Origin of the sequence: Pseudomonas entomophila, assembly GCF_029478665.1 — a bacterium.
GTDB lineage: Bacteria > Pseudomonadota > Gammaproteobacteria > Pseudomonadales > Pseudomonadaceae > Aquipseudomonas > Aquipseudomonas entomophila_F.
Genome location: NZ_JARPQB010000031.1, coordinates 1 through 26,906 on the forward strand (window position 1 = coordinate 1; position 26,906 = coordinate 26,906).

At 65.0% G+C, this 26,906-nt stretch carries 23 protein-coding genes; 8 read left to right on the forward strand and 15 right to left on the reverse strand.

The window, feature by feature from the left end; genetic code table 11:
* The 7 genes from P5705_RS16605 to P5705_RS16635 all read right to left on the reverse strand — a co-directional run.
* The coding region (locus P5705_RS16605; protein WP_277461941.1) for a TenA family transcriptional regulator at positions 1 to 774 on the reverse strand (774 nt) is incomplete at its 3' end.
* A gap of 38 nt (positions 775 to 812) precedes the next feature.
* Positions 813 to 3,269 carry an EAL domain-containing protein gene (locus P5705_RS16610; protein ID WP_277461942.1) on the reverse strand — a complete coding sequence of 819 codons (2,457 nt, stop codon included), beginning with the start codon at positions 3,267 to 3,269 and terminating at the stop codon, positions 813 to 815.
* Between the two features lie 220 nt (positions 3,270 to 3,489).
* Positions 3,490 to 5,322, reverse strand: a complete 1,833-nt coding sequence (locus P5705_RS16615) for an ABC transporter ATP-binding protein (protein ID WP_277461943.1) — start codon at positions 5,320 to 5,322, stop codon at positions 3,490 to 3,492.
* Positions 5,315 to 5,947, reverse strand: coding sequence for a DsbA family protein (locus tag P5705_RS16620; protein ID WP_277461944.1), 633 nt, complete (start codon positions 5,945 to 5,947; stop codon positions 5,315 to 5,317). The genes P5705_RS16615 and P5705_RS16620 overlap by 8 nt, the downstream gene beginning before the upstream one ends.
* Positions 5,948 to 5,950: 3 nt before the next feature.
* Positions 5,951 to 6,883: a rhodanese-related sulfurtransferase gene (locus P5705_RS16625; protein WP_277461946.1), complete on the reverse strand. Its 933-nt coding sequence runs from the start codon at positions 6,881 to 6,883 to the stop codon at positions 5,951 to 5,953.
* 190 nt (positions 6,884 to 7,073) lie between these two features.
* Positions 7,074 to 7,370, reverse strand: coding sequence for a BolA family protein (locus P5705_RS16630; RefSeq protein WP_248919132.1), 297 nt, complete (start codon positions 7,368 to 7,370; stop codon positions 7,074 to 7,076).
* A 10-nt stretch (positions 7,371 to 7,380) separates the two neighbouring features.
* Positions 7,381 to 7,899: a DUF2059 domain-containing protein gene (locus P5705_RS16635; protein WP_213660036.1), complete on the reverse strand. Its 519-nt coding sequence runs from the start codon at positions 7,897 to 7,899 to the stop codon at positions 7,381 to 7,383.
* A 153-nt stretch (positions 7,900 to 8,052) separates the two neighbouring features.
* Between P5705_RS16635 and P5705_RS16640 the strand changes: the two genes are divergently transcribed.
* Complete coding sequence (locus tag P5705_RS16640) at positions 8,053 to 9,447, forward strand: class II fumarate hydratase (protein WP_277461947.1); 1,395 nt, start codon at positions 8,053 to 8,055, stop codon at positions 9,445 to 9,447.
* Between the two features lie 70 nt (positions 9,448 to 9,517).
* Here the strand turns inward: P5705_RS16640 and P5705_RS16645 are convergent, their stop codons facing one another.
* Both P5705_RS16645 and pap read right to left on the reverse strand, forming a co-directional pair.
* On the reverse strand, positions 9,518 to 10,474 hold the full coding sequence (locus P5705_RS16645) for a DMT family transporter (RefSeq protein ID WP_277461948.1): 957 nt from the start codon (positions 10,472 to 10,474) through the stop codon (positions 9,518 to 9,520).
* Between the two features lie 242 nt (positions 10,475 to 10,716).
* Positions 10,717 to 12,201, reverse strand: coding sequence for a polyphosphate:AMP phosphotransferase (gene pap / locus P5705_RS16650; RefSeq protein WP_277461949.1), 1,485 nt, complete (start codon positions 12,199 to 12,201; stop codon positions 10,717 to 10,719).
* Between the two features lie 176 nt (positions 12,202 to 12,377).
* Here pap and mnmC point away from each other — a divergent pair, with 176 nt between their 5' ends.
* From mnmC to P5705_RS16675, 5 genes are all read left to right on the forward strand, one after another.
* Positions 12,378 to 14,342, forward strand: coding sequence for a bifunctional tRNA (5-methylaminomethyl-2-thiouridine)(34)-methyltransferase MnmD/FAD-dependent 5-carboxymethylaminomethyl-2-thiouridine(34) oxidoreductase MnmC (mnmC, locus tag P5705_RS16655; protein WP_277461950.1), 1,965 nt, complete (start codon positions 12,378 to 12,380; stop codon positions 14,340 to 14,342).
* 234 nt (positions 14,343 to 14,576) lie between these two features.
* Positions 14,577 to 16,364: an N-acetylglutaminylglutamine amidotransferase gene (locus P5705_RS16660; protein ID WP_277461951.1), complete on the forward strand. Its 1,788-nt coding sequence runs from the start codon at positions 14,577 to 14,579 to the stop codon at positions 16,362 to 16,364.
* A gap of 3 nt (positions 16,365 to 16,367) precedes the next feature.
* Entirely contained in the window at positions 16,368 to 18,113 is a 1,746-nt protein-coding gene (gene ngg, locus P5705_RS16665; protein ID WP_277461953.1) for an N-acetylglutaminylglutamine synthetase, read from the forward strand.
* Positions 18,114 to 18,209: 96 nt separating this feature from the next.
* Complete coding sequence (locus P5705_RS16670; protein ID WP_277461954.1) at positions 18,210 to 19,394, forward strand: osmoprotectant NAGGN system M42 family peptidase; 1,185 nt, start codon at positions 18,210 to 18,212, stop codon at positions 19,392 to 19,394.
* A gap of 181 nt (positions 19,395 to 19,575) precedes the next feature.
* Entirely contained in the window at positions 19,576 to 19,803 is a 228-nt protein-coding gene (locus P5705_RS16675; RefSeq protein ID WP_213660028.1) for a YheU family protein, read from the forward strand.
* Between the two features lie 6 nt (positions 19,804 to 19,809).
* Here P5705_RS16675 and csrA read toward each other — a convergent pair whose 3' ends face one another.
* Both csrA and P5705_RS16685 read right to left on the reverse strand, forming a co-directional pair.
* On the reverse strand, positions 19,810 to 19,995 hold the full coding sequence (csrA, locus tag P5705_RS16680; protein ID WP_277461955.1) for a carbon storage regulator CsrA: 186 nt from the start codon (positions 19,993 to 19,995) through the stop codon (positions 19,810 to 19,812).
* 124 nt (positions 19,996 to 20,119) lie between these two features.
* Positions 20,120 to 20,935, reverse strand: coding sequence for an SDR family oxidoreductase (locus tag P5705_RS16685; protein ID WP_277461956.1), 816 nt, complete (start codon positions 20,933 to 20,935; stop codon positions 20,120 to 20,122).
* 216 nt (positions 20,936 to 21,151) lie between these two features.
* On the opposite strand from P5705_RS16685, the gene P5705_RS16690 reads away from it, so the two are divergent.
* Positions 21,152 to 21,304, forward strand: a complete 153-nt coding sequence (locus P5705_RS16690; protein WP_009682861.1) for a DUF3309 family protein — start codon at positions 21,152 to 21,154, stop codon at positions 21,302 to 21,304.
* A gap of 131 nt (positions 21,305 to 21,435) precedes the next feature.
* Here P5705_RS16690 and P5705_RS16695 read toward each other — a convergent pair whose 3' ends face one another.
* From P5705_RS16695 to P5705_RS16705, 3 genes are all read right to left on the reverse strand, one after another.
* On the reverse strand, positions 21,436 to 23,100 hold the full coding sequence (locus tag P5705_RS16695; RefSeq protein ID WP_277461957.1) for a cation acetate symporter: 1,665 nt from the start codon (positions 23,098 to 23,100) through the stop codon (positions 21,436 to 21,438).
* A complete protein-coding gene (locus P5705_RS16700) occupies positions 23,097 to 23,408 on the reverse strand; it encodes a DUF485 domain-containing protein (RefSeq protein WP_240065929.1) in 312 nt (103 codons plus the stop codon). The genes P5705_RS16695 and P5705_RS16700 overlap by 4 nt, the downstream gene beginning before the upstream one ends.
* Positions 23,409 to 23,654: 246 nt before the next feature.
* On the reverse strand, positions 23,655 to 24,515 hold the full coding sequence (locus P5705_RS16705) for a glycine betaine ABC transporter substrate-binding protein (RefSeq protein WP_277461958.1): 861 nt from the start codon (positions 24,513 to 24,515) through the stop codon (positions 23,655 to 23,657).
* Between the two features lie 249 nt (positions 24,516 to 24,764).
* On the opposite strand from P5705_RS16705, the gene P5705_RS16710 reads away from it, so the two are divergent.
* Positions 24,765 to 26,300: a beta (1-6) glucans synthase gene (locus tag P5705_RS16710; protein WP_277461959.1), complete on the forward strand. Its 1,536-nt coding sequence runs from the start codon at positions 24,765 to 24,767 to the stop codon at positions 26,298 to 26,300.
* 70 nt (positions 26,301 to 26,370) lie between these two features.
* Here P5705_RS16710 and P5705_RS16715 read toward each other — a convergent pair whose 3' ends face one another.
* Complete coding sequence (locus tag P5705_RS16715; RefSeq protein ID WP_277461960.1) at positions 26,371 to 26,742, reverse strand: hypothetical protein; 372 nt, start codon at positions 26,740 to 26,742, stop codon at positions 26,371 to 26,373.
* Between the last annotated feature and the right edge of the window lie 164 nt (positions 26,743 to 26,906).

The window sequence follows — 26,906 nt, forward strand, 5'->3', positions numbered from 1 at the left end:
CAATGCCGGGCGCACCCGCCCCTGCTGGCGCCCTTCCAGCTGCATGCAACGCTCCAGGAACAGGAACATGCAGTCGTAGCTCTTGCAGATCGACCTGCGCAGCTCGGTGCGCAGCCCCAGCGTGGGGTTCTCGCCGGCCAGCGTGCAGATGATCTCCAGCGCCTCCCACGGGTGGGCATCGTCGTACTGGGCGTGCATCTTCAGCCACTTCATCGCGCGCTTGCGGGTTTCCTCGGGGAAGCCCTGGGCGTAGGTGTCGGTCGAGCAGACCACCGCCGACCATTCGCCCGTGGCGCCTTCGATGGCGTAGTTGGTGGCCGCCATCGAGATGGCCAGCGACTCGGTGGCGCACACCCGCCAGCACCAGTCGTTCAGACCATTGAGCTCGGGTGGCACTTCCTGGGCCTGCAACTCGTGCAGGTGGATGCCATGGGCCTGGCACCAGTGCACCCAGTAGTCGGCATGGTTGAGTTCGACGCGAATGTTGCGCATCAGCCAGCGCCGCGCCATATCCTCTCCTGGATGACGGGCGTAACGGGTCTTGGTGAGGTTGTGGGCCATGTACAACGAAAACTGTTCGACCACCGGCCAGCCGCCTATCAGGTACTGGCGGATGGTGGCCGGCCGCAGCTGGCCATCGCGCAGGCGCTGATAGAACTCGTGCTCGACTACTCGGCGTTTGCTTTCGCGGCAATCCTCGATCAGTTGCTGGGCCCAATCCGGATAACTGGCCGGATCCATCAATGGTCCGATCCTTACGAACGAGTCAATCACTGTCAGCTCCTTGATTCCCTGTGATGACCGGGCAAAGTTCAGCGAAAGGTCCCCGGCGCCCGGTGCAGGAGGGGCCTCGCGGCAATCCGTTGGCGCTGCAGGCTGTCGCAGGTGAAGACCTGCGGTCGTTCGATGAGGTAGCCCTGGGCGTAGTCCACGCCGATCTCCTGCAACGCCTGCTCGATCAACGGCGTCTCGACGAACTCGGCGATGGTCCGCTTGCCCATGACGTGGCCGATGTGATTGATCACTTCGACCATCGCCCGGTTGATCGGGTCATCGAGCATGTCCTTGACGAAACTTCCGTCGATCTTCAGGAAGTCTACAGGCAAATGCTTCAAATAGGCGAATGACGACATTCCGGCACAGAAGTCATCCAGGGAGAACTTGCAGCCCAGTGCCTTCAATTCATTGATGAATCGAATCGCACTGCCCAGATTGGCGATCGCGCTGGTTTCGGTAATTTCAAAACAAATCAGCCAGGGCGGGATGGAAAACTCCTCGAACAGCCGCTGCAGGTACTCGAGGAACTTGTCATCGCCAATGCTCGACCCCGACAGGTTGATCGCGCACATCGCCAGCGGCCCCTCACGGCCTTCGTCCAGGCACTGGCGCACCACCTGGAACACACTGCGCACCACCCAGCGGTCGAGGGCGGTCATCAGGCCATAGCGCTCGGCGGCGGGGATGAAGCTGTCCGGCAGGATGGTGCGGCCGTTTTCGTCGTGCAGGCGCAGCAGGATCTCGAGATGCCCGGCGCCCTCCTGTGGCCGCAGGGGCGCGATCTCCTGGGCATAGAGGCAGAAGCGGTTCTCTTCCAGGGCCACATGCAGGCGCTGGATCCAGGCCATCTCGCCGAAACGCATGGACAGCTCGCTGTCGTCGGCGTGGTACACCTGGACGCGGTTGCGGCCTTTTTCCTTGGCCATGTAGCAGGCCATGTCGGCGGCGCGCAGCGAGGCTTCCAGGGTGCCGGGTGGCTGGGCAATGTGCACCAGGCCAATGCTGACCGTGGTGACGAATGGCCGCCCCTTCCAGACGAAATGCAGGCTTTGCACCGCCTGGCGCAGGAGCTCGGCGATGCGCTCAGCCTGATCCGACGGGCAGTTCTCCAGCAACACGCCGAACTCGTCGCCGCCCAGCCGGGCCAGTGTGTCACCCTCGCGCAGAGCGGATTGCAGCACCGCACAGATATGCCGCAGCAGTTCATCGCCGGCGGCATGCCCGCAAGTGTCGTTGACCAGCTTGAACTGATCGAGATCGAGGAACATCAGCGAGTGGCGCCCAGCCTGGCGCGCCAAGGCATTGAGCGCCTGTTCCAGGCGATACTCGAACTCGCGCCGGTTGGCCAGGCCAGTGAGCGCGTCATGGGTGGCCTGCCAGGACAGGTTGGCGATGTATTGGCGCTCCTGGGTCATGTCGTGCAGCACCACGACGATGCCGCTGACCTGCCCTTCGGTGAGGATGGGCGACCCCACCAGGTTGACCGACACGGTGCTGCCGTCCAGGCGCTGGATCAGCCGCGCGTGCTCGGCTCCACCCTTGAGGCTGCCACTGAGCACCTGCTCGACCAGGGTGCGGCTGTCGCTTTCGGCGTTCTCGTCGAGCAGGCTGAACAGGGCGGCCAGGGGCAGCCCCTGGGCCTGGGCGGCCTGCCAATGGGTCAACTGCTCGGCAGCCGGGTTCATATAGGCGATGCAGCCGTCGACATCGGCGGTGATCACCGCGTCACCGATAGACTCGAGGGTGATCTGCGCCCGCTCCTTCTCCTCTTGCAAGGCGATGGCGAAGGCTTGGCGCTGGGCCAGCAACTTGCTCGAGCGCCGCCAGGCCATGGCGATCAGGAACAGCGCCGTGGCCAGGTTGGTGAGCATGAGCACTTTGAGCAGTGCCCGCGAGCCTTCGCCCAGCGCATCGCTGAACGCCCTGGCGGCCGGTGTCACGCCATCGTTGATGGCAACGATATGCGCCTTCCAGTCCAGTACCTGCCGCGCCTCGATGCCACCGGCGTTGAAGCCGTCGCGCATCTGTACAGCCAGCACATCGAGCTGGCGCAGATAATCGTCACCGATATCCCAGTAGTCGATCGCGGTTTCCATGTAGCTGATATGACGGAAGTTGCGGTAGAACCAGATGATCCGGGCAACGTCGTCGGGGTGGTTGCCACCCTGCAGGATACCCGCGCGCGCGGCCTCAAGGTCTGGCTCGGGGCGATCCAGGGCCAGGCGCAGGTCATGGTCGCCTTTCGGCACGAGGATGGCTCGCTGGTAGCGTTCGAAGGTCCGCGGGTCACGGTCTTCGGCGTAGAGGCTCAGGTAGTAGATGGCATCTTTCTGTGCCTTGGACCACAGGCTCTCGCCCGCCACATAGGCGCGCACGGCGGACAATGCATAGAGGCTCAGGCTGCCCAGCAGCACCTGGAAGACCACAACGGCGACGAAAGGCCAGATGATACCCAGCAGCCTTGGTGCCTCGAGCGTCCGATTTCCCTTCATGTGGTCCCTGTCACTGAGGCAGATAAGGCACGAATCGACCTAGACAAGCACAGCGTAGGCCATTTGCCATGCCTGTGGGAGCAGGTTTGCCGGCGAAAATATCAACGCCAGCATTGTTACCGCCTGACACGGCACATTTGCACCCGCCCCCACAGATACCGCGCCGCCCCCGTAGGAGCCAGCCTTGCTGGCGATGCCCGGCACAGCCGGGCGAAAAATCTCAAGTTTGCTGCAAATGCCCGTACAACTTGGCATACAACCCACCTTCGGCGATCAATTGCTGATGCCCACCGTCCTCGGCCACATGCCCGCCATCGAACACCAGCACCCGGTCGGCCTGCTTCACCGCCGAAAGACGGTGGGCGATGATCAGGGTGGTACGACCACTGAGGAAACGCGCCAGGGCTTGGTGCAGGTTGTACTCGGTAGCCGCGTCCAGTGCCGAGGTGGCTTCGTCGAGAATGACCACCTTGGGCTCGGCCAGCACCATGCGGGCAATCGCCAATCGCTGACGCTGGCCTCCGGACAAACGCACCCCCGAGCGCCCGACCACGCTGTCCAGCCCCTGGGGCAAGGCGGCGATGGTGGCGTCCAGCTGGGCGATGCGCAGCGCCTGCCAGCAGGCTTCGTCACTGCAGTCACGGCCCATGGTGAGGTTGGCGCGCACGCTGTCGTTGAACAGCGACGGGTGCTGCAGCACCACCGCGACGTTCTCGCGCAAGGTCTCCAGGCCAATCTCCTGCAGGCTGGCGCCACCGAAGCGAATGGTTCCGGCCTGGGCGCTGTACAACCCCAGCAGCAACTGCACCAGGGTGCTCTTGCCACCGCCACTGGCCCCGACGATGGCCACCTTCTCACCCGGGGCAATGGACAGGTTGAGCTGGTCGAGTACCGGTTCTTCCGCGTAGGCAAAACGCAAGTCGCGCACCTCAAGCCCCACCGTCTCGCGCCCGGCGAACGGATCGCTGGCCGCCGGATACTGCGGCTCGTCGGCACGCGCCAGCAGCTCATTGAGCCGGCTGAGCGCACCACCTGCGGCGTAATAGGCGTACTGCAGGTTCAACAGCTGCTCCACCGGGCCGATCATGAACCACAGGTAGCTGAACACCGCCAGCATCTGGCCGATGGACAGGTCGGAGAACAACACGGTGAGCATGGCCGCGGCGCGGAAGATGTCGATACCGAACTGGAACAGCAGGCCACTGGCGCGGCCACTGGCATCGCTCTTCCACTGCGAGGCCACGGCATAGTCGCGCACCTCGCGGGCGCGCAGGCCCAGGCGCCCGAGGAAATAGCCCTGGCGATTGCCGGCGCGGATTTCCTGGATGGCGTCCAGCGTTTCGGTCAGCGCCTGGGTGAAACGCGCGGTACTGTCGTTCTCGAGCTTCTTCAGGTGCTTGACGCGCTTGCCCAACTGCACGGTGAAGTAGATCACCAGCGGGTTGAACAGCAGGATCAGCAATGCCAGCTGCCAGTGCATCCAGATCAGGATCGCGGCGGTGCCGGTGAGTGTCAGCACGGCTACCAGGAAACGGCTGAGGGTTTCGCCGACGAACTTGTCGAGGGTGTCCAGGTCGGTGACCAGGTGGGTGGTCACGGTGCCGCTGCCCAGGCTCTCGTATTCCTTGAGCGAAATGCGCTTGAGCCGCTCGATCAGGCGGATGCGCAGGCGGTAGACGATATCCTTGGCCAGCCCGGCGAACAGCTTGGCCTGGACCACGTTGAACGCCAGCGCGGCCAGGCGCAAGCCGAGGGTGGCGCACAGCATCAGGCCGATGTAGCCAGCCGCGACCTGCCAGCCGGCAGGCAGGAAGTTGTTCATCCACTTCAGCGCGGCGTCGCCATGCCCCAGCAGCACTTCGTCCACCAGCAGCGGCAGCAGCAACGGGATCGGCACGCTGCACAAGGCCGCGAGCACGGCCACCAGGTTGGCGGTCCACAGGGCTTTCTTGTGTTGCAGGGCCAGACGGCGGATTTCCGCCCAGCTCAGGCGATCAGGCACAGCGGGGGGCTTCCCTGGCACAGGGTCTGGCGACCCTGGCAGATCAAGCACAAGCGGCCTGCTGCAGCCAGCGGCCGAGCAAGGGTTGCAAGCTGTCCAGCGGCTGGTAGCCGTTGGTCAGCAGCGCCAGCTGGCCGTTGCGCTCGGCCAGCAGCGTGGGGAAGCCGGCGATGCCCAAGTCCTGCACCCAGGCGAAATCAGCGCTGGTGGCGGCACGGGTGTCGTGGCTGGCAAAACGCTGCGCGAACGGCTCACGGTCGTACCCGGCCTGCTCGGCCAGGTCCACCAGCTGCGGGGCGCGGGTGACGTCCACGCCCTGCTCGTAGAACGAACGCTGGATCAGCTTGAGCAAGCTCCAGGCCCGCTGGCCATCCAGCTCGCGCGCCGCGACCAGGGCGCGGCACGCAGGTTCTGTGTCATAGACGAAACCGTCGGGCATCGCGCCTTCGAAGCGGAACGGCTGCCCGGTGGCATCATGCACCGCCTGCCAATGCTCGAGGATGTACTTGCGGGTCGAGGCGTCCAGGGCGCTGCCGCCGCTGCGCAGGCCGCCCGGCACCAGCCGGGTGTCGACCCCGGCTTCACGGGCCTGGGCGATCAATGCCTCGGCCACCGGGGCGAAACCCCAGCACCAGGAGCACATCGGGTCCATCACATAGAGCAGGCGTGCGGACATGCATCAAGCCTCGGCTTTGTAGTTGTAGCCGATCGGGTGCGGCTGGTTGCGCGCCTTGGCCAGTTCGATCTGCTTCTGGCGGTCGATGGCGCTGCGCCGGGTCTTCTCGCTCAGGGTGTCCCAGCAATGCGGGCAGCTCACGCCTGGCGAATAGTGCTCCGACTCCCGGTCCTTCACATCGATCGGGTGGCGGCAAGCGTGGCACTGGTCGTACTCGCCTTCGCTCAGGTCGTGACGCACGGTGACCCGGTTGTCGAAGACGAAGCAGTCGCCGTCCCAGAGGCTTTCTTCCTGGGCCACTTCCTCGAAGTATTTCAGGATGCCGCCTTTGAGATGATAGACCGCTTCGAAGCCCTCACCGAGCATGTAGCTGGAGGCTTTTTCACAACGGATGCCGCCGGTGCAGAACATGGCCACTTTCTTGTGCTTGCTCGGGTCGAAGTTGGCCTTGATGTAGTCGGGGAACTCGCGGAAGGTTTCGGTCTTCGGGTCGACGGCGCCCTTGAAGGTACCGATGGCCACTTCATAGTCGTTGCGGGTGTCGATCAGCAGCACTTCCGGGTCGCTGATCAGGGCGTTCCAGTCTTTCGGGTCGACATAAGTACCCACCGCCTTGTTCGGGTCCACGCCGGGCACGCCCAGGGTGACGATCTCTTTCTTGAGCTTGACCTTGGTGCGATAGAACGGCTGCTCGTCGCAGTACGACTCTTTATGGTCGACATCCACCAGGCGCGGGTCGTTGCGCAGCCAGGCGAGCAGCGCGTCGATGCCTTCGCGGGTGGCCGACACGGTGCCGTTGATGCCTTCGTTGGCCAGCAGCAGGGTGCCTTTGACACCGTGGTCGGTCATGGCCTTGAGCAGGGGCTCGCGCAGTTCGACGTAGTCTTCCAGGGTGACGAACTTGTACAGCGCCGCCACGACGATCGGTTGGGACATGGATGTGTATCTCCAGGTGGTTGCCCTCGTAAGGGGCGGACCGGGTTTGACAAAAGCAAGGGGGCTGCTGCGCAGCCCATCGCCGGCAAGCCGGCCCCTACGGGATTTGTAGGAGCCGGCTTGCCGGCGATGGGCCGCACGGCGGCCCCCAAGGGAATGACGCGAATTGTACCAGAACGACGGAAAGGATTCAGTGCCCGCCGCCGGCGCACACCGGCGAGGCTGGCGCCACGCCGACCGCCGCCCACTCTTCGGGCGTGTAGGTATGAATGGCCAGGGCGTGGATCTCGCCCATCAGCTCACCCATGGTGGCGTAGACCTTCTGGTGGCGCTTGACGCTGTTCAGGCCGGCGAACTGCTCGCTGACCAGCACGGCCTTGTAGTGCGTTTCCTGGCCACGGCTGTGCATGTGGCTCTCGTTGTGCACTTCAAGGTGTTGCGTGGCCAGCGGCGCCAGTTGCTGTTCGATGCGTTGCTGCATGCTCATCGCGTCAGGCTCACTTCTTCGCTGGCGCCTTGCCGGCGTTCGGGTCGAGTTCCTTGGTCATGTCGTCGAGCAGCTTGTTCACCACCGGCACGGCCGGCTCCAGGCTTTGCTGGGTCAGTTGCGCCGATTGCTGGGTGACTTTAGGCATTTCGCGCAGGACTTTCTTGCCCAGCGGCGACTCGTAGAACTTGACCAGGTCGTTCAGCTCGCCTTCGGTGAAGGTGGCGGTGTACAGGTCGACCATCTTCGGCTTGAGTTTCTTCCAGCCGATGGCGTTGTCCAGGGCGGCGTTGGCCTTGGCCTGGTAGCTGTCGAGGACGGACTTCTTGGAGGCTGGCGCCTTGGTTTGCTCGAAACGCTGGGCGAACATCTGCTGGACCTGCATGTACACCGGGGTGCCCAGCTTGTCGGCATTGGCCAGGGTCAGGAATTTCTCGGCGGCAGCATTGTGGCTGGGGGTTGCGGCGAGTACCTGGCCGCTGGCGCAGACCAGGGCAACGGCGGCACAGAGGACACGAAGACGGGTCATTGCATTTCCTTCAAGAAAGAGAGGCGGGTACCTCAGAGTAGAGCATTCTGCGCCGTGGTGGCGAAGTGCTCAAGTGGCACGACGAGCGATGGAACCGCGCTGTCGAATCAGGGCCTAAACTGCGATTTCGGACTACAAAGGAGTGAGCGCAGCATGAGCCGTATCGAGACAGACAGCCTGGGCCCGGTCGAAGTTCCGGAGCAGGCCTACTGGGGTGCGCAGACCCAGCGTTCGCTGATCAACTTCGCCATCGGCAAGGAGCGCATGCCGCTCGCGGTGCTGCATGCCCTGGCGCTGATCAAGAAAGCGGCGGCGCGGGTCAACGATCGCAACGGCGACCTGCCCGCCGACATCGCCCGGCTGATCGAACAGGCTGCCGATGAAGTGCTGGATAGCGAACACGACGACCAGTTCCCGCTGGTGGTCTGGCAGACCGGCAGCGGCACCCAGAGCAACATGAACGTCAACGAAGTGATCGCCGGGCGCGCCAACGAACTGGCCGGCAAAGGCCGAGGCGGCAAGGTACCGGTCCACCCCAACGACCACGTCAACCGCTCGCAGAGCTCCAACGACTGCTTCCCCACCGCCATGCACATCGCCGCGGCCCAGGCGGTACACGCGAAGCTGTTGCCAGCGATCGGCGAGCTCGCCTCGGGGTTGGCGGAGTTGTCGGAGCGCCACGAAAAACTGGTGAAGACCGGCCGCACGCACATGATGGACGCCACCCCCATCACCTTCGGCCAGGAAGTCTCGGCGTTCGTCGCCCAGCTCGACTACGCCCAGCGCGCCATCCGCGCGACGTTGCCGGCGGTCTGCGAGCTGGCCCAGGGCGGCACCGCCGTGGGCACCGGGCTCAATGCCCCGCATGGTTTCGCCGAAGCCATCGCCGCCGAACTGGCCGCCCTGTCCGGCCTGCCGTTCGTGACCGCGCCGAACAAATTCGCCGCCCTCGCCGGCCACGAGCCATTGACCAGCCTGGCGGGCGCGCTGAAAACCCTGGCCGTGGCGTTGATGAAGATTGCCAACGATTTGCGCCTGCTCGGTTCGGGCCCGCGCGCGGGGCTTGCCGAAGTACGCCTGCCGGCCAACGAGCCCGGCAGTTCGATCATGCCCGGCAAGGTCAACCCGACCCAGTGCGAGGCATTGTCGATGCTGGCCTGCCAGGTGCTGGGCAACGACGCGGCGATCGGCTTCGCCGCCAGCCAGGGGCATTTGCAGTTGAACGTGTTCAAGCCGGTGATCATCCACAACCTGCTGCAGTCGATCGAGCTGCTGGCTGATGGCTGCCACAACTTCCAGCAGCATTGCGTGGCCGGCATCGAGCCGGATGCCGGGCAGATGGCGGCGCACCTGGAGCGCGGACTGATGCTGGTGACGGCGCTGAACCCGCACATCGGTTACGACAAGGCGGCAGAAATCGCCAAGAAGGCCTACAGCGAGGGCAAGACCCTGCGGGAGGCGGCGCTGGAGCTGAAGTACCTGACCAACGAGCAGTTCGACCAATGGGTGCGGCCGGAGAACATGCTGGCGCCGGGGGGCAAGGGCTGATCTGCTGGTTCGCCGGCAGCCGGCTCCTGCAGGGGATCGCACCCGCAGGAGCCGGCTGCCGGCGAACCGATCAACGCGACACTTCTGCCCTCCTCGCCTTCCACCCCGCCACCAGCGATGGCCCCAAGGCCACCAGCGCCGAGCCCAGCACCACCGTCACCGCGCCCACATACCCCAGGCCGTTGATATCCTCGGCATGCACATACTCCGGCCACACCCAGGCCGCCAATGCCACGGCAACAAAGGTCACCAGCGGCGTCAGCGCCAGCGTGGCGCTCACGCGTGAGGCCTCCCAATGCGCCAACGCCTCGGCGAACGCACCATAGGCCACCAGGGTATTGAGGCAGCAGGCCAGCAACAGCCAGCCCTGCACCGGGCTCAGTTGCAGCGCCTCCAGTGGATGCACCCAGGGCGTGAGCAGCAGCGCACAGCACAGGTAGATCACCATCATCACCTGCTGCGAGTTCCACACCGTCAACAATTGCTTCTGGCTCAAGGCGTAGAACACCCAGATGCTGGTGGCGAGGATGATGGTCAGCACACCGGTGGTGTAGGTGCCGAGCGATGTGAAAAGCTCCTCCAGGCGCTGGTTGAAGAACAACCCGAAGCCTGCCAGCAACACCAGCAACCCCAGGCCCTGCCCGAGGCTGAAGCGCTCCTTGAACACGAACACACTGGCCACCAGCAACAGCACCGGCCCGAGCTGCACCACCAGTTGCGCGGTGCCGGGGCTTAGCAGGTTGAGCCCGACCAGATACAGCACATAGTTGCCCACCAGGCCACCCACCGCGACCGCCACCAGCCCCTTGCCCTTGAGGCCCAGGCGCCCGAATGACGGCAGCCGTCGATTGGCCGCCAGCCAGGCGAACAGCAGGCCACCCGAGACGCTCAGGCGATACCAGGTGACCGTCACCGGGTCGATCACCTGCAGCACCTGCTTGAGCTTGATCGGCAGGATGCCCCAGAGAAACGCGGTCAACAGGGCCAGCGACAGGCCGTAGGCCCAGCGGCCGGAAGAAATGTGCATGGTGTCCTCGATCAGGCCGGTAGCGGGAGAAGTGCAGTCTAAGGGCTTGGCGGGGGGAACGTGGCGGGAAAAGATTTCATCAGGTCATTCCCTGAGTGCATGTCTGATTGCCCCTGCCGGGCTGACACCGTCTTGTAGGAGCGGCCTTGCGCCGCGAAAGGGCCGCTACGCGGCCCTCTGGACTGCTCGGTTTACACATGGACGGGGCCGCTACGCGGCCCTTTCGCGGCACAAGGCCGCTCCTACTTCTTGGCGAACGCCGCCTCCAGCGCTTCATTGATCGTGCGCAGCACCTTCACCCGTGCCCAGCGCTTGTCGTTGGCCTCCACCAGGGTCCACGGCGCGATCTCGGTGCTGGTACGGTCGACCATGTCGCCCACCGCCTCCGCGTACACATCCCACTTGTCACGGTTGCGCCAGTCTTCCTCGGTGATCTTGTAGCGCTTGAACGGGATCTGCTCGCGCTCCTCGAACCGCTCGAGCTGGGTCTGCTGGTCGATGGCCAACCAGAACTTGACCACCACCACGCCGGCATTACGCAACTGTTCCTCGAAATCGTTGATCTCGCCGTAGGCGCGCATCCAGTCGGTCGGGCTGCAGAAACCCTCGACCCGCTCCACCAGCACCCGGCCATACCAGGAGCGGTCGAAGACGGTGAATTTGCCGCGCGCCGGAATGTGCCGCCAGAACCGCCAGAGGTACGGCTGGGCACGCTCTTCCTCGGTGGGCGCGGCAATCGGCACGATGCGGTACTGGCGCGGGTCCAGCGCCGCCGCCACGCGGCGAATGGCACCGCCCTTGCCAGCCGCGTCGTTGCCTTCGAAAACCGCCACCAGCGCATGCCGGCGCATGTGCTTGTTACGCAGAAGCCCCGCCAGGCGCGCCTGCTCGGTGACCAACTGCTCCTCGTAGTCGCGCTTGTCCAGGCGCTTGCTCAGGTCGAGCGCACCCAGCAGGCTCTTCTGGTCGATGCTGCGCCCCAGCGGTGCGACGTTGCCCTGGTGCTTGGGCGGCTTGTTGCCCAGTGCGGCCTGCAAACTCTCCAGCAGGATGCGCCCCACCGCCAGGCTGCGGTAATGCGGGTCGACACCCTCGATCACGTGCCAGGGCGCATAGTCGCGGCTGGTGCGGCGCAGCACACGCTCGCCGAAGCGCACGAAACGGTCGTAGGTTTCCGATTGCTGCCAGTCCAGCGGGCTGATGCGCCAGTTGTGCAGCGGGTCTTCCTTGAGCGCCTTGAGCCGCGCCTTCATCTGCTTCTTCGACAGGTGGAACCAGAACTTGATGATCAGCGCGCCCTCGTCGCAGAGCATCTGTTCCAGGCGCTCAGCACCGGCGATGGCCTGGTCGAGCACGGCATCCTTGAACTGCCCATGCACGCGGCCTTCGAGCATCTGGCTGTACCAGTTGCCGAAGAACACCCCCATGCGCCCCTTCGGCGGCAGCGCCCGCCAATAGCGCCAGGCCGGGGGACGGGCCAGCTCTTCATCGGTCTGCTGGTCGAAGGTGCGCACTTCGATCAGCCGCGGGTCCATCCATTCGTTGAGCAGCTTGACCGTCTCGCCCTTGCCGGCACCCTCGATGCCGTTGATCAGCACGATCACCGGAAACCGCGCCTGCTGCTTGAGTTCGTACTGGGCTTCGAGCAGTGCCTCGCGCAATGCGGGGACTTCTGCTTCATACGTTTCCTTGTCGATGCTGTGACCGATTTCCGCGGATTCGAACATGGATGGCTCCCTCATTGGATAAGCAAGACTAGCGGAAATGTACTTCGCCTGTACCGGCCCTTTCGCCGGCAAGCCGGCTCCTACAAGGGGCACGCCGGCCATGGATGGGCAGGCACGAACTGCGCAAATTGCACGGATGACATAAAATCCGCCCATCCGCTGCAACCGAGCCAACCATGTCCACCCTTCTTCAGCATGCCCAGATCGACTGGGACGACCAGGGCCGCCCCCACTCGCGGCAATACGACGATGTCTATTTCGCCATCAACGAGGGCATCGACGAGACCCTGCACGTGTTCATCGAGCAGAACCATCTGCGCCAGCGCTTCGCTGAATTGACGCCGCACGACTGCCTGGTGATCGGCGAGACGGGCTTTGGCACCGGCATGAATTTTTTCTGTGCCTGGCAACTGTTCGCCGAACTGGCCCCGGCCGGGGCACGCCTGCACTTCGTCAGTGTCGAGAAGTACCCGCTGAGCCGCGACGACCTTGCCCGCGCCACGCAGCTTTGGCCAGGGCTGGCTGCGTTCACTCGGCCGTTGCTCGAACAGTACGTGGCCATCCACCCAGGCTTCCAGCAGTTCAACCTCGACGGTGGCCGGGTCACCCTGACCCTGATGATCGGCGATGCGCTGGAGCAGCTGCCGCAGCTCGACGCCCGCATCGACGCCTGGTTCCTCGACGGTTTCGCCCCGGCGAAGAACCCCGACATGTGGACCCCCGAACTGTTCAGCCAGCTGGCGCGCCTGTCACGGCCCGGGACCACGCTGGGCACCTTCACCACTACCGGCTGGGTGCGCCGTTCGCTGATCGAAGCCGGCTTCTCCATGAAGAAGGTGCCGGGCATCGGCAAGAAATGGGAAGTGATGCACGGCCTCTACAACGGCGCCGCGCCGGCGCCAGCCGCGCCCTGGTACGCGCGCCCGCCCAGCGTTCCGGGCCCACGCGAAGCGCTGGTGATCGGCGCCGGCCTGGCCGGCAGCGCCACGGCCAGGAGCCTGGCCGAGCGTGGCTGGCAGGTCAGCGTGCTGGAGCGCCATAGCGGTCCGGCCCAGGAGGCCTCGGGCAATCCGCAGGGGGTGCTGTACCTCAAGCTTTCCGCCCATGGCACTGCGCTGTCGCAGATGATCCTCTCGGGCTTTGGCTACACCCGCCGCTGGCTCGAACACCTGCAGCGCGGCCAGGACTGGGATGCCTGCGGTGTGCTGCAACTGGCCTTCGACGACCAGGAAGCCGCACGCCAGGCCAAACTGGCGGCTGCGTTCGACCAAAGCCTGCTGCAACGGCTGGAACGCGACCAGGCCGAGGCCGTGGCCGGCATCGCCCTGGCCAGTGGCGGCCTGTTCTATCCCGAAGGCGGCTGGGTGCATCCACCGGCCATGTGCCAGGCGCAACTGCGGCATCCAAATATTCGCCTGCTCAACCACCACGAGGTGATCGAACTGCGCAAGGCCGATGGCCTGTGGCAAGCCTGGGATGGCGAGCGCCTGCTGGCCTGCGCGCCGCTGGTGGTGCTGGCCGGCGCCGCCGATGTCCGCCGCTTCCCGGCCTGCGCCGAGCTGCCGCTCAAGCGTATTCGCGGGCAGATCACCCGCCTGCCGGCAACAGAAGCCAGCCGCGCGCTGCGCACGGTGGTCTGCGCCGATGGTTATGTCGCGCCGCCGCGTGGCGACGAGCACACCCTCGGGGCCAGCTTCGACTTCCACAACGAAGACCTCACACCGACCACCGCGGAGCACCAGGGCAACCTCGGGTTGCTGGAGGATATCTCGAGCGACCTGGCCACGCGCCTGGGTACCACCGAGCTAGATGCCGAACAGCTCGAAGGGCGCGCGGCGTTTCGCTGCACCAGCCCCGACTACCTGCCCATTGTCGGGCCAGTCGCGGATGTCCAGGCGTTCAACACGACCTATTCAATGCTGGCCAAGGATGCGCGACAGGTGCCGGATATCGCCTGCCCGTGGCTGGAGGGGTTGTATGTCAACAGCGGGCATGGATCGCGCGGGTTGATCACGGCGCCGTTGTCCGGCGAACTGATCGCGGCGTGGGTCTGCGGCGAACCGTTGCCGGTCCCCAGGGCCGTTGCCGAGGCGTGCCATCCCAACCGGTTTGCATTGCGCCGCCTGATTCGCGGTAAATAACGCGCGATCCGATAAGACCACCGTAGGAGCGGCTTCAGCCGCGATCACCCGCGCAGCGGGTGCCAGGCACCGTGATGCCCCCATCGCGGCTGAAGCCGCTCCTACAGAGGGCAGGCAAACTGCCGCCACCCTATATAACAGATCGATATAAAACTCTCGCAACTCACCCATGTCCTTCACTAGGTGCCCGGAATAAAGGGCACACCTCCCCAACGGCAAAACCGGTAAGGACCTATGTGCGGATTAGCAGGAGAGTTACGTTTCACCCCCCTCGACCAAGCCCCACGCCCGGCGGACCTTGCCGCCGTGGAGCGCATCACTCACCACCTGGCGCCCCGCGGCCCCGACGCCTGGGGCTTCCATAGCCAGGGCCCGATCGCCCTCGGCCACCGCAGGCTGAAGATCATGGACCTGTCCGACGGCTCGGCCCAGCCCATGGTCGATACCCCCCTGGGGCTGTCGCTGGCCTTCAACGGCGCCATCTACAACTTCCCCGAACTGCGCCAGGAGCTTCAGGACCTGGGCTACCGCTTCCACTCGGACGGCGACACCGAAGTGCTGCTCAAGGGCTACCACGCCTGGGGCGCGGCGCTGCTGCCCAAGCTCAACGGCATGTTTGCCCTGGCCATCTGGGAGCGCGACAACCAGCGCCTGTTCCTGGCCCGCGACCGCCTCGGCGTCAAGCCGCTGTACCTGTCGCGCAACGGCGAACGCCTGCGTTTCGCCTCGACATTGCCGGCGCTGCTCAAGGGCGGCGACATCGACCCGATGATCGACCCGGTGGCGCTCAACCACTATCTCAACTTCCACGCCGTGGTGCCCGCGCCACGCACCCTGCTGGCCAATGTGCAGAAGCTCGAACCCGGCACCTGGATGCGTATCGACCACCACGGTGAAGTCGAACGCCAGGCCTGGTGGTACTTGCACTACGGCCCGAACCCGGATGAGCACGAACTCGACCTCGAAGGCTGGACCACCCGGGTGCTCGATACCACGCGCGACGCCGTGGCGATCCGCCAGCGCGCGGCGGTGGATGTCGGCGTGCTGTTGTCCGGTGGCGTCGACTCCAGCCTGCTGGTCGGCCTGCTGCGCGAAACCGGGGTGGACGACCTGTCGACCTTCTCCATCGGCTTCGAGGATGCCGGCGGTGAACGTGGCGACGAGTTCCAGTATTCCGACCTGATCGCCAGGCACTACGGCACCCGCCACCACAAGCTGCGCATCGCCGAACACGAGATCATCGAGCAGTTGCCGGCGGCCTTCCGCGCCATGAGCGAACCGATGGTCAGCCATGACTGCATCGCCTTCTACCTGCTCTCGCGGGAAGTCGCGAAGCACTGCAAGGGCGTGCAGAGCGGCCAGGGCGCCGACGAACTGTTCGCCGGCTATCACTGGTACCCGCAGGTCGACGGCGCCGAAGACGCATTCGGTGCCTACCGCGCCGCCTTCTTCGACCGCAGCCACGATGAATACCGCGAGACCGTGCAAGCGCCCTGGCTGCTGGAGAGCGATGCCGCAGGTGACTTCGTGCGCGAGCATTTCGCCCGCCCGGGTGCGCCCGATGCGGTGGACAAGGCCCTGCGCCTGGACAGCACGGTGATGCTGGTGGACGACCCGGTCAAGCGGGTGGACAACATGACCATGGCCTGGGGCCTGGAGGCGCGCACGCCGTTCCTCGACTATCGCCTGGTGGAGCTGTCGGCGCGCATCCCGGCGCGCTTCAAGCTGCCCGACGGCGGCAAGCAGGTACTCAAGCAGGCGGCGCGACGGGTCATCCCCCATGAGGTGATCGACCGCAAGAAAGGCTACTTCCCGGTCCCCGGCCTCAAGCACCTGCAAGGCGCGACCCTGGAGTGGGTGCGCGAGCTGCTGACCGACCCCAGCCAGGATCGCGGCCTGTTCAACCCGGCGATGCTCGACCGCTTGCTGAGCAACCCGCACGGCCAGCTCACCCCGCTGCGCGGCTCCAAGCTGTGGCAGCTGGCCGCCTTGAACCTGTGGCTCAGCGAGCAAGGAATCTGATCGATGAAAGCGCATGAAATTGCCTACGGGCAACGCCTGCTGCGCGGCCAGGCGCCCTCCTACGAACGCCTGCAGGCGCGCCTTGCGGGTGACGGCAACCAGCCCCACGACCAGCCGCGCGCGTTGCACTGTGGCTGGGGACGGCTGCTGATCGGGCACACCTTCCCCGACCCGGCCAGCCTTGCCGAAGCCCTGTTGGAGGAGCAGGCCGGCGAGCGCGACATCGCCCTGTACGTGGCCGCCCCTCAGCAGGTACTGGCCCAGGCGCCGCAACAACTGTTCCTCGATCCGTCCGATACCCTGCGCCTGTGGTTCACCGACTACCGCCCGGCGCAACGGGTATTCCGCGGCTTTCGTATCCGCCGCGCGCAAAGCACCGCGGACTGGCAGGCGATCAACAGGCTGTACCAGGCCCGTGGCATGCTGCCAGTTGATGCGCAGTTGCTCACCCCACGCCACCTCGGTGGCCCGGTCTACTGGTTGGCCGAGGATGAAGACAGCAACGCGGTGATCGGCAGTGTCATGGGCCTGGATCATCACAAGGCCTTCGACGATCCCGAACATGGCTGCAGCCTCTGGTGCCTGGCCGTCGAGCCACATTGCACGCGCCCGGGCGTCGGTGAGGTGCTGGTACGCCATCTGGTCGAACACTACCTGAGCCGGGGCCTGGCCTACCTCGACCTCTCGGTGCTGCACGACAATCGCCAGGCCAAGCGCTTGTACCACAAGCTCGGTTTTCGCAACCTGCCGACCTTCGCGATCAAGCGCAAGAACGGCATCAACCAGCCATTGTTCCTGGGCCCGGGGCCGGAAGCCGGGCTCAACCCTTATGCCCGCATCATCGTTGACGAAGCCCTGCGTCGCGGCATCGAGGTGCACGTAGACGATGCCGCCAGCGGCTTGTTCACCCTGAGCCTTGGCGGGCGACGCATTCGTTGCCGTGAGTCGCTCAGCGACCTGACCAGCGCCCTGACCATGACCCTCTGCCAGGACAAGTGCCTGACCCGCAAAGTACTGCACGCTGCCGGCCTGCAAGTACCGGCGCAGCAACTGGCCGGCGCCGCCGACGACAACCAGGCGTTCCTCGACGAGCATGGCGCGGTGGTGGTCAAGCCGGTGGACGGCGAACAAGGCCAGGGGGTAGCGGTGAACCTGAGCCAAATCGACGAACTCGACCAGGCCATCGAGCAGGCCCGGCGCTTCGACAGCCGCGTGCTGCTGGAGAGTTTTCACCCGGGCAGCGACTTGCGCATCCTGGTGATCGGCTACGAAGTGGTGGCCGCTGCCATCCGCCATCCGGCGCAGGTGATCGGCGACGGCAGGCACAACCTCCACGCGCTGATCGACGCCCAGAGCCGCAGGCGCCAGGCCGCCACGGGCGGCGAAAGCCGCATCCCCCTCGACGATGAGACCGAGCGCACACTCAAGGCCGCCGGCCTGGGCTACCACCATGTGCTGCCAGCCGGTCAGCGCCTGGCCGTGCGACGCACCGCCAACCTGCACACCGGTGGCACCCTGGAGGACGTCACCGCGCGCCTGCACCCGGTGCTGGCCGATGCCGCCGTGCGCGCCGCCCGCGCGCTGGAGATCCCGGTCGTGGGGCTGGACTTGATGGTTCGCGATGCCGAACACCCGGACTACGTGATCATCGAAGCCAACGAGCGTGCGGGGTTGGCCAATCATGAGCCGCAACCCACCGCCGAGCGATTCGTCGACCTGCTGTTTCCCCATAGCCGGCCATTGGTGTGAGCCCGTGCCGGCCTGACGATCGGCGCCGTACCTGTAGGAGCCGGCTTCGCCGGCGAAAGGGCCCGCAAACATGACACAACGCCCAAGGAGTGCCCCATGCCTTCATGCCCCCCCGAACCCGACCTCGACTACCTGAAGAGCGTCCTGCTGGAAATGCTCGCCATCCCCAGCCCCACCGGCTTCACCGACACCATCGTGCGCTATGTGGCCGAACGCCTGGACGAACTGGGCATCCCCTACGAGCTGACCCGCCGCGGCACCATCCGCGCCACCCTCAAGGGCCGCCAGAGCTCTCCCGACCGTGCGGTGTCCGCGCACCTGGACACCATCGGCGCCAGCGTGCGTCAGTTGCAGGACAACGGGCGCCTGGCCCTGGCCCCGGTTGGCTGCTGGTCGAGCCGCTTCGCCGAAGGCAGCCGGGTCAGCGTGTTCACCGATACCGGCGTGTTTCGCGGCAGCGTGCTGCCATTGATGGCCAGTGGGCACGCGTTCAATACCGCCATCGACCAGATGCCGATCAGCTGGGACCACGTAGAGGTGCGCCTGGACGCCTACTGCGCCACCCGCGCCGATTGCGAGGCGCTGGGTATCGCCATCGGTGACTGTGTGGCGTTCGACCCGCTGCCGGAATTCACCGAAAGCGGCCATGTCAGTGCCCGCCACCTGGACGACAAGGCCGGCGTGGCAGCCCTGCTGGCCGCGCTCAAGGCCGTGCTGGAAAGTGGTCGCCAGCCGCTGATCGACTGCCACCCGCTGTTCACCATCACCGAGGAAACCGGCTCCGGTGCCGCGGCCGCCCTGCCTTGGGATGTCAGCGAGTTCGTCGGTATCGACATCGCCCCGGTGGCGCCGGGGCAAGCCTCCAGCGAACATGCGGTGAGCGTGGCCATGCAGGATTCATCCGGCCCTTACGACTACCACCTGTCACGCCACTTGCTGAAGCTTGCCGGCGATCAGGGCCTGCCTGTGCGCCGCGACCTGTTCCGCTACTACTTCAGCGACGCCCATTCGGCAGTGACCGCGGGACACGATATCCGCACCGCCTTGATAGCCTTCGGCTGCGACGCCACTCACGGATACGAACGCACCCATATCGACAGCCTGGCCGCGCTCAGCCGGCTGCTATCGGGTTATCTGCTCAGCCCGCCGGTGTTCGCCAGCGACTCGCAGCCGACCAATGCCTCGCTGGAGCGCTTCAGCCACCAGCTGGAGCATGATGCGCAGATGGAGAGCGAGACACGGGTGCCAGCGGTGGACAGCCTGGTGGGTAACAAGGGTTGACCAGCACTCTGTGTAGGAGCGGCTTCAGCCGCGATGCAGCCGGCGCGATATCCGGCACCCGCTTCGCGGGTGATCGCGGCTGAAGCCGCTCCTACAAAGGTTGCGCCGGTTCAATGAGTGGCTGCGCATGTCCGCGGATTTCACGTAGCATGCACCCACGCCCACCACTGCATCCCAGACCATGCTGATCCCCCACGACCAACTCGAAGCCGAAACCCTGACCCGCCTGATCGAGGACTTCGTCACCCGCGACGGCACCGACAACGGCGACGACACGCCCCTGGAAACCCGCGTACTGCGCGTGCGCCAGGCGCTGGCCAAGGGCCAGGCGTTCATCCTGTTCGACGTGGAAAGCCAGCAATGCCAGCTACTGGCCAGGCATGACGTGCCGCGCGAGCTGCTGGGCTGACGCCCATCAGGCTTGCTGCTTCTCCTGGGCCAACGCCTTGATCCGCTTGTACACCTCGACCCGGTGCACCTCGACATGACGAGGGGCCTGGATGCCGAAGCGCACCTGGCCGTTTTCCACCGCCATCACCTGGATCCTGATGTCATCGGCGATGACAATCACCTCGCCGATTTCGCGTCCGATTACCAGCATGCTCCGATCCTCCAGCTACAGGGAAAATCGGAGACTGCACCCAGGCCTTTTGCCTACACAATCGTTCACCAGACAAATAGACCGTTCCTACCAGCGACAGTAAAAGATCCTACAAGAGCACCGCTCAGTTGCCGCCTCTACGAGACTTCGCCCGCATCTTCACGGCCATATCCGCCATCTCGTCATAGAGACGCTGCGGTGCCTGGCACTTGAGCTGCCAGGCTTGGCGCCCAGCCTCATGGGGCAGGATCAGAAACTCGCCCGCGGCCACCCGCCCATGAATGTGCTCGGCAATGTCGGCGGCATTGATGGGCGAACCATCCAGCAATTTGCCGATCTGTGCCTTCATCGCCGGGTCCGGTCCACGAAACGAGTCGAGCAGGTTGGTCTGGAAGAACGACGGGCAGACCACATGCACCGCGACTTCCGACTGGCGCAGTTCCACCAGCAGGCTTTCCGACAGCGCCAGCACGCCGGCCTTGGCCACGTTGTAGTTGCTCATGCCCGGGCCTTGCATCAATGCAGCCATGGAAGCGATGTTGATGATCCGCCCCTTGCTGCGTTCCAGCAGCGGCAGGAAGGCCTTGCACCCCTTGACCACGCCCATCAGGTTGACCGCGATCTGCCAGTCCCAGTCCTCAAGCGACAACTCGGCGAAGAAACCGCCCGAGGCAACCCCGGCATTGTTGACGATCACGTCGATGCCCGCGAACTTCTCCTCACAGGCCTGGGCCAAGGCCGTGAGCTGGCTGTAGTCGCGCACGTCACAGCGTTGGCTGAAACCATCGCCACCCGCTTGGCGAACCAGTTCCAGTGTCTCGCGCAGCCCGGCTTCGTTGACATCAGCCAATGCCAGGCGCCAGCCGTCCTGGGCCCAGCGCAGGGCAATCTCGCGTCCAAGGCCAGAGCCGGCACCGGTGATCATCATTCGGTTGTGCATGGGGAAATCGAGTCCTGATCGGTGGGAATGGGCTGGAGTCTAGCCACAACCCAAGGTGCCTCGGTGCGGCATCAGGATGCTGAATAAGAGGGTATCGGAACCTTCGCAGGCCGGTGGCCACGATCCGATGGAATCTTTACCCACCTGCAACAGTCGCAAACAGTAAGCGCCCAGCATTCCCAGGCCCTTGACCCTCAACCACGCAAGGACTCCATCATGACCACGATCCTCATCATCATCCTGATCCTGCTGCTGATCGGTGGCTTGCCGGTCTTCCCGCATTCGCGCAGCTGGGGCTATGGCCCGTCCGGCATCGTCGGCGTGGTGCTGGTGGTACTGCTGGTGCTGTTGCTGCTCGGCAGGATATGACGACCCGCCCACCCTTCCTGCACTGCCAGCTTCCTTCTGCGCGGGCGCTTGACGCGCCCTGTTGCAACAAGCCTGCTCTGGAAACGACGACGCCCCGGCAAGCCGGGGCGTCGTTCAAGCCATAAGGCCTATCAGTGAGAAACCGCCCCACTGGCCCCCAGGCCGGTCTGCGAACGCACGAACTGCGGGAAGAACAGCGCCCGCTCGTCCTCGGCGGCCTTGGACTTGTCGGTGACCGAGAAGAACCAGATACCGGCGAAGGCGATGATCATCGAGAACAGCGCCGGGTACTCGTACGGGTAGATGGCTTTCTCATGACCGAGGATCTGCACCCAGATGGTCGGCCCGAGGATCATCAGGCCCACTGCGCTGACCAGGCCCATCCAGCCGCCGATCATGGCACCCCGGGTGGTCAGCTTCTTCCAGTACATCGAGAGCAGCAGCACCGGGAAGTTGCAGCTGGCGGCGATGGAGAAGGCCAGGCCGACCATGAAGGCGATGTTCTGCTTCTCGAACAGGATGCCCAGGCCGATCGCCAGCACGCCCAGGGCGACGGTGGTGATCTTCGACACGCGGATCTCATCCTTGTCATTGGCCTTGCCCTTGCGCCATACGCTGGCGTACAGGTCATGGGACACCGCCGAGGCACCGGCCAGGGTCAGGCCGGCGACCACCGCCAGGATGGTGGCGAAGGCCACCGCCGAGATGAAACCGAGGAACACGCTACCGCCCACGGCATCGGCCAGGTGCACCGCCGCCATGTTGTTGCCGCCAATCAGGGCGCCGGCAGCGTCCTTGAAGTCGGGGTTGGTGCTGACCAGCAGGATCGCGCCGAAGCCGATGATGAAGGTCAGGATGTAGAAGTAGCCAATGAAACCGGTGGCGTAGAGCACGCTCTTGCGCGCTTCCTTGGCGTCGCTGACGGTGAAGAAGCGCATCAGGATATGCGGCAGGCCAGCGGTACCGAACATCAGCGCCAGCCCAAGGGAGAACGCCGAGATCGGGTCCTTGACCAGGCCGCCCGGGCTCATGATCGCTTCGCCCTTGGCGTGCACCTTGATCGCCTCGGAGAACAGGGTGTTGAAATCAAAGCCGACGTGCTTCATCACCATCAGCGCCATGAAGCTGGCACCGGACAGCAGCAGCACCGCCTTGATGATCTGCACCCAGGTGGTGGCCAGCATGCCGCCGAACAGCACGTACAGGCACATCAGGATGCCGACAAGAATCACCGCCACGTGGTAGTCCAGGCCGAACAGCAGCTCGATGAGCTTGCCGGCCCCCACCATCTGGGCGATCAGGTAGAACGCCACCACCACCAGCGAACCGGAGGCCGACAGGGTGCGGATTTCCTTCTGCCCGAGGCGATACGAGGCCACGTCGGCGAAGGTGTACTTGCCCAGGTTGCGCAGGCGCTCGGCGATCAGGAACAGGATGATCGGCCAGCCGACCAGGAAGCCGATGGAGTAGATCAGGCCGTCGTAGCCAGAGGTGAACACCAGTGCGGAAATGCCCAGGAACGAGGCCGCCGACATGTAGTCACCGGCGATCGCCAGGCCGTTCTGGAAGCCGGTGATCTTGCCGCCGGCCGCATAATAGTCGGCGGCCGACTTGTTGCGCTTGGAGGCCCAGTAGGTGATCCCCAGGGTGAAGGCGACGAAGGCCACGAACATGGCGATCGCCGCGACGTTCAGCGGCTGTTTCTGCACCTCGCCGGTCAGGGCATCGGCGGCCCACACGGCGGGTGCGAAAGCGCCGCAGGCCAGGACGGCCACGGTTTTCATGTGACGGATCATTGCTTGGCCTCCTCGAGGATCGCCTTGTTCAACTGATCGAACTCGCCGTTGGCGCGACGCACGTAGATGGCGGTGAGCACGAATGCCGAGAGGATCAGGCCGACGCCCAGGGGAATGCCCCAGGTAATCGACGAGCCAGGGCTGAGCTTGCTGCCCAGCACGTGCGGGCCATAGGCGATGAGGAGGATGAAGGCGCAGTAGAGGCCGAGCATGATCGCCGAGAGAATCCAGGCGAAGCGCTCGCGCTTGGTGACCAGTTCCTTGAAGCGCGGACTGTTCTGTATCGATTGGTAGATGCTGTCGTTCATTGTTTTTGTCCTAGCAGCACAGAGTAGGGAGAACCCGACTCCAACTTTATGCTGCCGTTGGACGCCAACCAGACGACCTTAGTCTTAGATGCAACGGTGTTTTACAGATTTCGCAACAACCGTTGACCCTGTAGGAGCGGCTTCAGCCGCGATGGGAACTTCGCGGTGCCTGGCACCCGCTTCGCGGGTGATCGCGGCTGAAGCCGCTCCTACAGCGGTCGTATCAGATCAATGGGCCAAATCGCGCTACTTGCCGGTCCACTCCTTGACCCGCTCCGGATGCTTGGCCACCCAGTCCTTGGCTGCCGCCTCGGGCTTGGCGCCTTCCTGGATCGCCAACATCACTTCACCGATCTCGTCCTTGGACTGCCACTGGAACTTCTTCAGGAACTCGGCCACTTCCGGGGCCTTGCCGGCCAGTTCCTTGCTACCGATGCTGTTGACTGTCTCGGCCGCGCCATAAACGCCTTTCGGGTCCTCGAGGAACTTCAGCTTCCACTTGGCGAACATCCAGTGCGGTACCCAGCCGGTCACGGCGATGGATTGATTCTTGGCGTAGGAGCGACCCAGTTCGGCGGTCATCGCCGCGCCGGAACTGGCGGTCAGCTTGTAACCGGTCAGGTCGTAGTCCTTGATCGCCTGCTCGGTCTTGAGCATCACCCCGGAGCCTGCATCGATACCGACGATCTTCTGCTTGAAGCTCGGGTCGGTCTTGAGGTCCTCGATGCTGTTGGCCTTGACGTACTCGGGGACGATCAGGCCGATCTTGGCATCCTTGAAGTTGGGCCCGTAGTCGACGACGTTGTCCTTGTTCTTGGCCCAGTACTCGCCGTGGGTGACCGGCAGCCAGGCCGAGAGCATGGCGTCGAGCTTGCCGGTGGCCACGCCCTGCCACATGATCCCGGTGGCCACGGCCTGCAGTTTCACGTCGTAGCCGAGCTTCTGCCTGATGACTTCGGCAGCCACGTTGGTGGTCGCCACGCTGTCGGACCAACCATCCACGTAACCGATGCTCACTTCTTTGGCCATTGCCTGCGCAGTGCTCATGGCCAATACCAGGGCGGTGCCCACCCCCAGGAAACGTCGCATTCTTGTAATAGTCGCCATCAAAGCATCCCCTCGTCAGGTCTTGGAGACTGCATCATCGACCTGCCCCGGCGCACGACCTGCTCTGTCAGCGACCTCCAGCGAACGATCAGCGACAGCACTGTGCCATTAGCGTCATCGCGCGATGAGGGTCTGCGCGATCCTTGCATGCCAAAGGCTTGGCGCCGGGCTACTATCACAGCCTTTGGCCGCTCTGTACCGGCCCGTTCGCCGGCAAGGCCGGCTCCTACAGGGGAACGTGATCGCCCGATGCTCCGCACGACCTACCTGCTCGCCTGCCTGCTTGCCTTTACCTGCCTGGGTGCCCTCTGGTACGGCCTGGGCAAGCCGGTGCACCTGCCCGATGCGGCCAGCCCGACGCACAAGCTGCAGTGCGCCTCCTACACCCCGTTCGACAAGGACCAGTCGCCGTTCGACCAGCCGTTCCGCCTGCGCCCGGCGCGCATGGACGCCGACCTGGCGCTGCTGGCCGAGCGCTTCCAGTGCATCCGCACCTACTCGATGACCGGCCTGGAGGCGATCCCGGCGCTGGCGCGCAAGCATGGCCTGAAGGTGATGCTCGGCGCCTGGGTCAACGCCAACCCGGTGGACACCGACAAGGAGATCGACCTGCTGATCGCCGCGGCCAATGCCAACCCGGATGTGGTCAGCGCAGTGATCGTCGGCAACGAGGCGCTGCTGCGCAAGGAAGTGACCGGCGAGCGCCTGGCGGCACTGATCGGCAAGGTGAAAAGCCAGGTCAGCGTGCCGGTGACCTATGCCGATGTCTGGGAGTTCTGGCTGCAGCACCCGCAAATCGCACCAGTTGTGGACTTCCTGACGATCCACCTGTTGCCCTACTGGGAGGACGACCCACGCGGCATCGATGCGGCCCTGGCCCATGTGGCCGAGGTGCGCCAGGTGTTCGGCAACCGCTTCGCGCCCAAGGACATCCTGATCGGCGAGACCGGCTGGCCCAGCGAGGGTCGCCAGCGCGAGACGGCGGTGCCGAGCCGGGTCAACGAAGCGCGCTTCATCCGCGGCTTCGTGGCGCTGGCCGAGGCCAACGGCTGGCACTACAACCTGATCGAAGCCTTCGACCAACCGTGGAAGCGCGCCAGCGAAGGTGCCGTGGGCGGCTACTGGGGCCTGTACGACGCCGACCGCCAGGACAAAGGCGTGCTCGAAGGGCCGGTGAGCAACCTGGCGCTGTGGCCGCAATGGTTGCTGGCCAGCGTGCTGCTGATGCTGGCCACCCTGGCCCTGGCCGGGCGCCCGGCCAATGCCCGCGCCGCGCTGCTGCTGCCGCTGCTGGCGGCCCTGGGTGCCGGCAGCCTGGGGCTATGGGGCGAGTTGATGCGCACCAATGCCCGTTTTGCCGGGGAATGGCTGTGGGCCGTGGCCCTGGCCGGGCTGAACCTGCTGGTACTGGCCCAAGGCGCGCTGGCCCTGGCCCGTCGCGAAGGGTGGCGCCAGCGCTGGTTCGCCTGGCTCGAGCGCCATGGTGGCACGTGGTTGCTGCTGGCGGGGTTCGCCACGGCGGTGAGCATGCTGGCGATGGTGTTCGACCCGCGCTATCGCAGCTTCCCCAGTGCAGCGCTGCTGCTGCCGGCAGTGGTGTACCTGCTGCGGCCGTTGGCTGCGCGGCGGGCGGAAGTCGCGCTGCTGGCGTTCATCATCGGCGCGGGCATCGCGCCGCAGCTGTTCCAGGAGGGGTTGAGCAATCAGCAGGCCTGGGGGTGGGCAGTGGTCAGCGTGATGATGACCGGGGCATTGTGGCGCAGCCTGCGCCTGCGCTCGACGTGAGGTTCGCCGGCAAGGCCGGCTCCTACGGGTCCGCGCGCACCTGTAGGAGCCGGCTTTGCCGGCGAACGCGTCATCCATCGCCCCGCACTTGCCGAACCAAGCGCAACCCCGCCAGCACCACCGTGAACACCGCGATGCTGGCGGTATACAGCACCAGCGAAGGTACCCCGAACACCAACGCCAGCACCGCCAGCCACCAGCCGCCCCTCGCTGGCAGCAACTGGGCGATCAGCGCCAGCCCCAATCCAGCCCAGGCAATCACCTGGAAATGAATCGCCAACCCCAGCAGCGAACGCACCTGGCATTGCCACTGCTCGCCCGACACGCTGCACAGCCCCACCCAACGGGCATCCTCCATCAACGCGTAGCGCACGCCATAACTGGCGGCCAGCCACAGGGCCAGGCACAGCATCAAGGCAACCACCGGAAGCGACCGCGACATCCCGTTCTCCAATAGCGGTAATCGACACGCCGCATGATCGCCCAAGGCCCGATGTAAGGCAAAATCACCCGCCTGCAGCTATGTTGCACAAGACAAACATTGCCCGGCGCGGCAACATCTGGCACGACAAAGGTATGAACGGCGGCAACTTTGCTCCGCCAACC

Coding starts and splice junctions, on each gene's coding strand:
- P5705_RS16690 (WP_009682861.1), top strand. CDS start 21,152: ATGACCACGATCCTCATCATCATCCTGATCCTGCTGCTGATCGGTGGC.
- P5705_RS16635 (WP_213660036.1), bottom strand. CDS start 7,899: ATGACCCGTCTTCGTGTCCTCTGTGCCGCCGTTGCCCTGGTCTGCGCC.
- P5705_RS16610 (WP_277461942.1), bottom strand. CDS start 3,269: ATGAAGGGAAATCGGACGCTCGAGGCACCAAGGCTGCTGGGTATCATC.
- P5705_RS16640 (WP_277461947.1), top strand. CDS start 8,053: ATGAGCCGTATCGAGACAGACAGCCTGGGCCCGGTCGAAGTTCCGGAG.
- mnmC (WP_277461950.1), top strand. CDS start 12,378: ATGTCCACCCTTCTTCAGCATGCCCAGATCGACTGGGACGACCAGGGC.
- csrA (WP_277461955.1), bottom strand. CDS start 19,995: ATGCTGGTAATCGGACGCGAAATCGGCGAGGTGATTGTCATCGCCGAT.
- pap (WP_277461949.1), bottom strand. CDS start 12,201: ATGTTCGAATCCGCGGAAATCGGTCACAGCATCGACAAGGAAACGTAT.
- P5705_RS16700 (WP_240065929.1), bottom strand. CDS start 23,408: ATGAACGACAGCATCTACCAATCGATACAGAACAGTCCGCGCTTCAAG.
- ngg (WP_277461953.1), top strand. CDS start 16,368: ATGAAAGCGCATGAAATTGCCTACGGGCAACGCCTGCTGCGCGGCCAG.
- P5705_RS16660 (WP_277461951.1), top strand. CDS start 14,577: ATGTGCGGATTAGCAGGAGAGTTACGTTTCACCCCCCTCGACCAAGCC.
- P5705_RS16620 (WP_277461944.1), bottom strand. CDS start 5,947: ATGTCCGCACGCCTGCTCTATGTGATGGACCCGATGTGCTCCTGGTGC.
- P5705_RS16675 (WP_213660028.1), top strand. CDS start 19,576: ATGCTGATCCCCCACGACCAACTCGAAGCCGAAACCCTGACCCGCCTG.
- P5705_RS16685 (WP_277461956.1), bottom strand. CDS start 20,935: ATGCACAACCGAATGATGATCACCGGTGCCGGCTCTGGCCTTGGACGC.
- P5705_RS16710 (WP_277461959.1), top strand. CDS start 24,765: ATGCTCCGCACGACCTACCTGCTCGCCTGCCTGCTTGCCTTTACCTGC.
- P5705_RS16630 (WP_248919132.1), bottom strand. CDS start 7,370: ATGAGCATGCAGCAACGCATCGAACAGCAACTGGCGCCGCTGGCCACG.
- P5705_RS16645 (WP_277461948.1), bottom strand. CDS start 10,474: ATGCACATTTCTTCCGGCCGCTGGGCCTACGGCCTGTCGCTGGCCCTG.
- P5705_RS16695 (WP_277461957.1), bottom strand. CDS start 23,100: ATGATCCGTCACATGAAAACCGTGGCCGTCCTGGCCTGCGGCGCTTTC.
- P5705_RS16625 (WP_277461946.1), bottom strand. CDS start 6,883: ATGTCCCAACCGATCGTCGTGGCGGCGCTGTACAAGTTCGTCACCCTG.
- P5705_RS16715 (WP_277461960.1), bottom strand. CDS start 26,742: ATGTCGCGGTCGCTTCCGGTGGTTGCCTTGATGCTGTGCCTGGCCCTG.
- P5705_RS16705 (WP_277461958.1), bottom strand. CDS start 24,515: ATGGCGACTATTACAAGAATGCGACGTTTCCTGGGGGTGGGCACCGCC.
- P5705_RS16670 (WP_277461954.1), top strand. CDS start 18,210: ATGCCTTCATGCCCCCCCGAACCCGACCTCGACTACCTGAAGAGCGTC.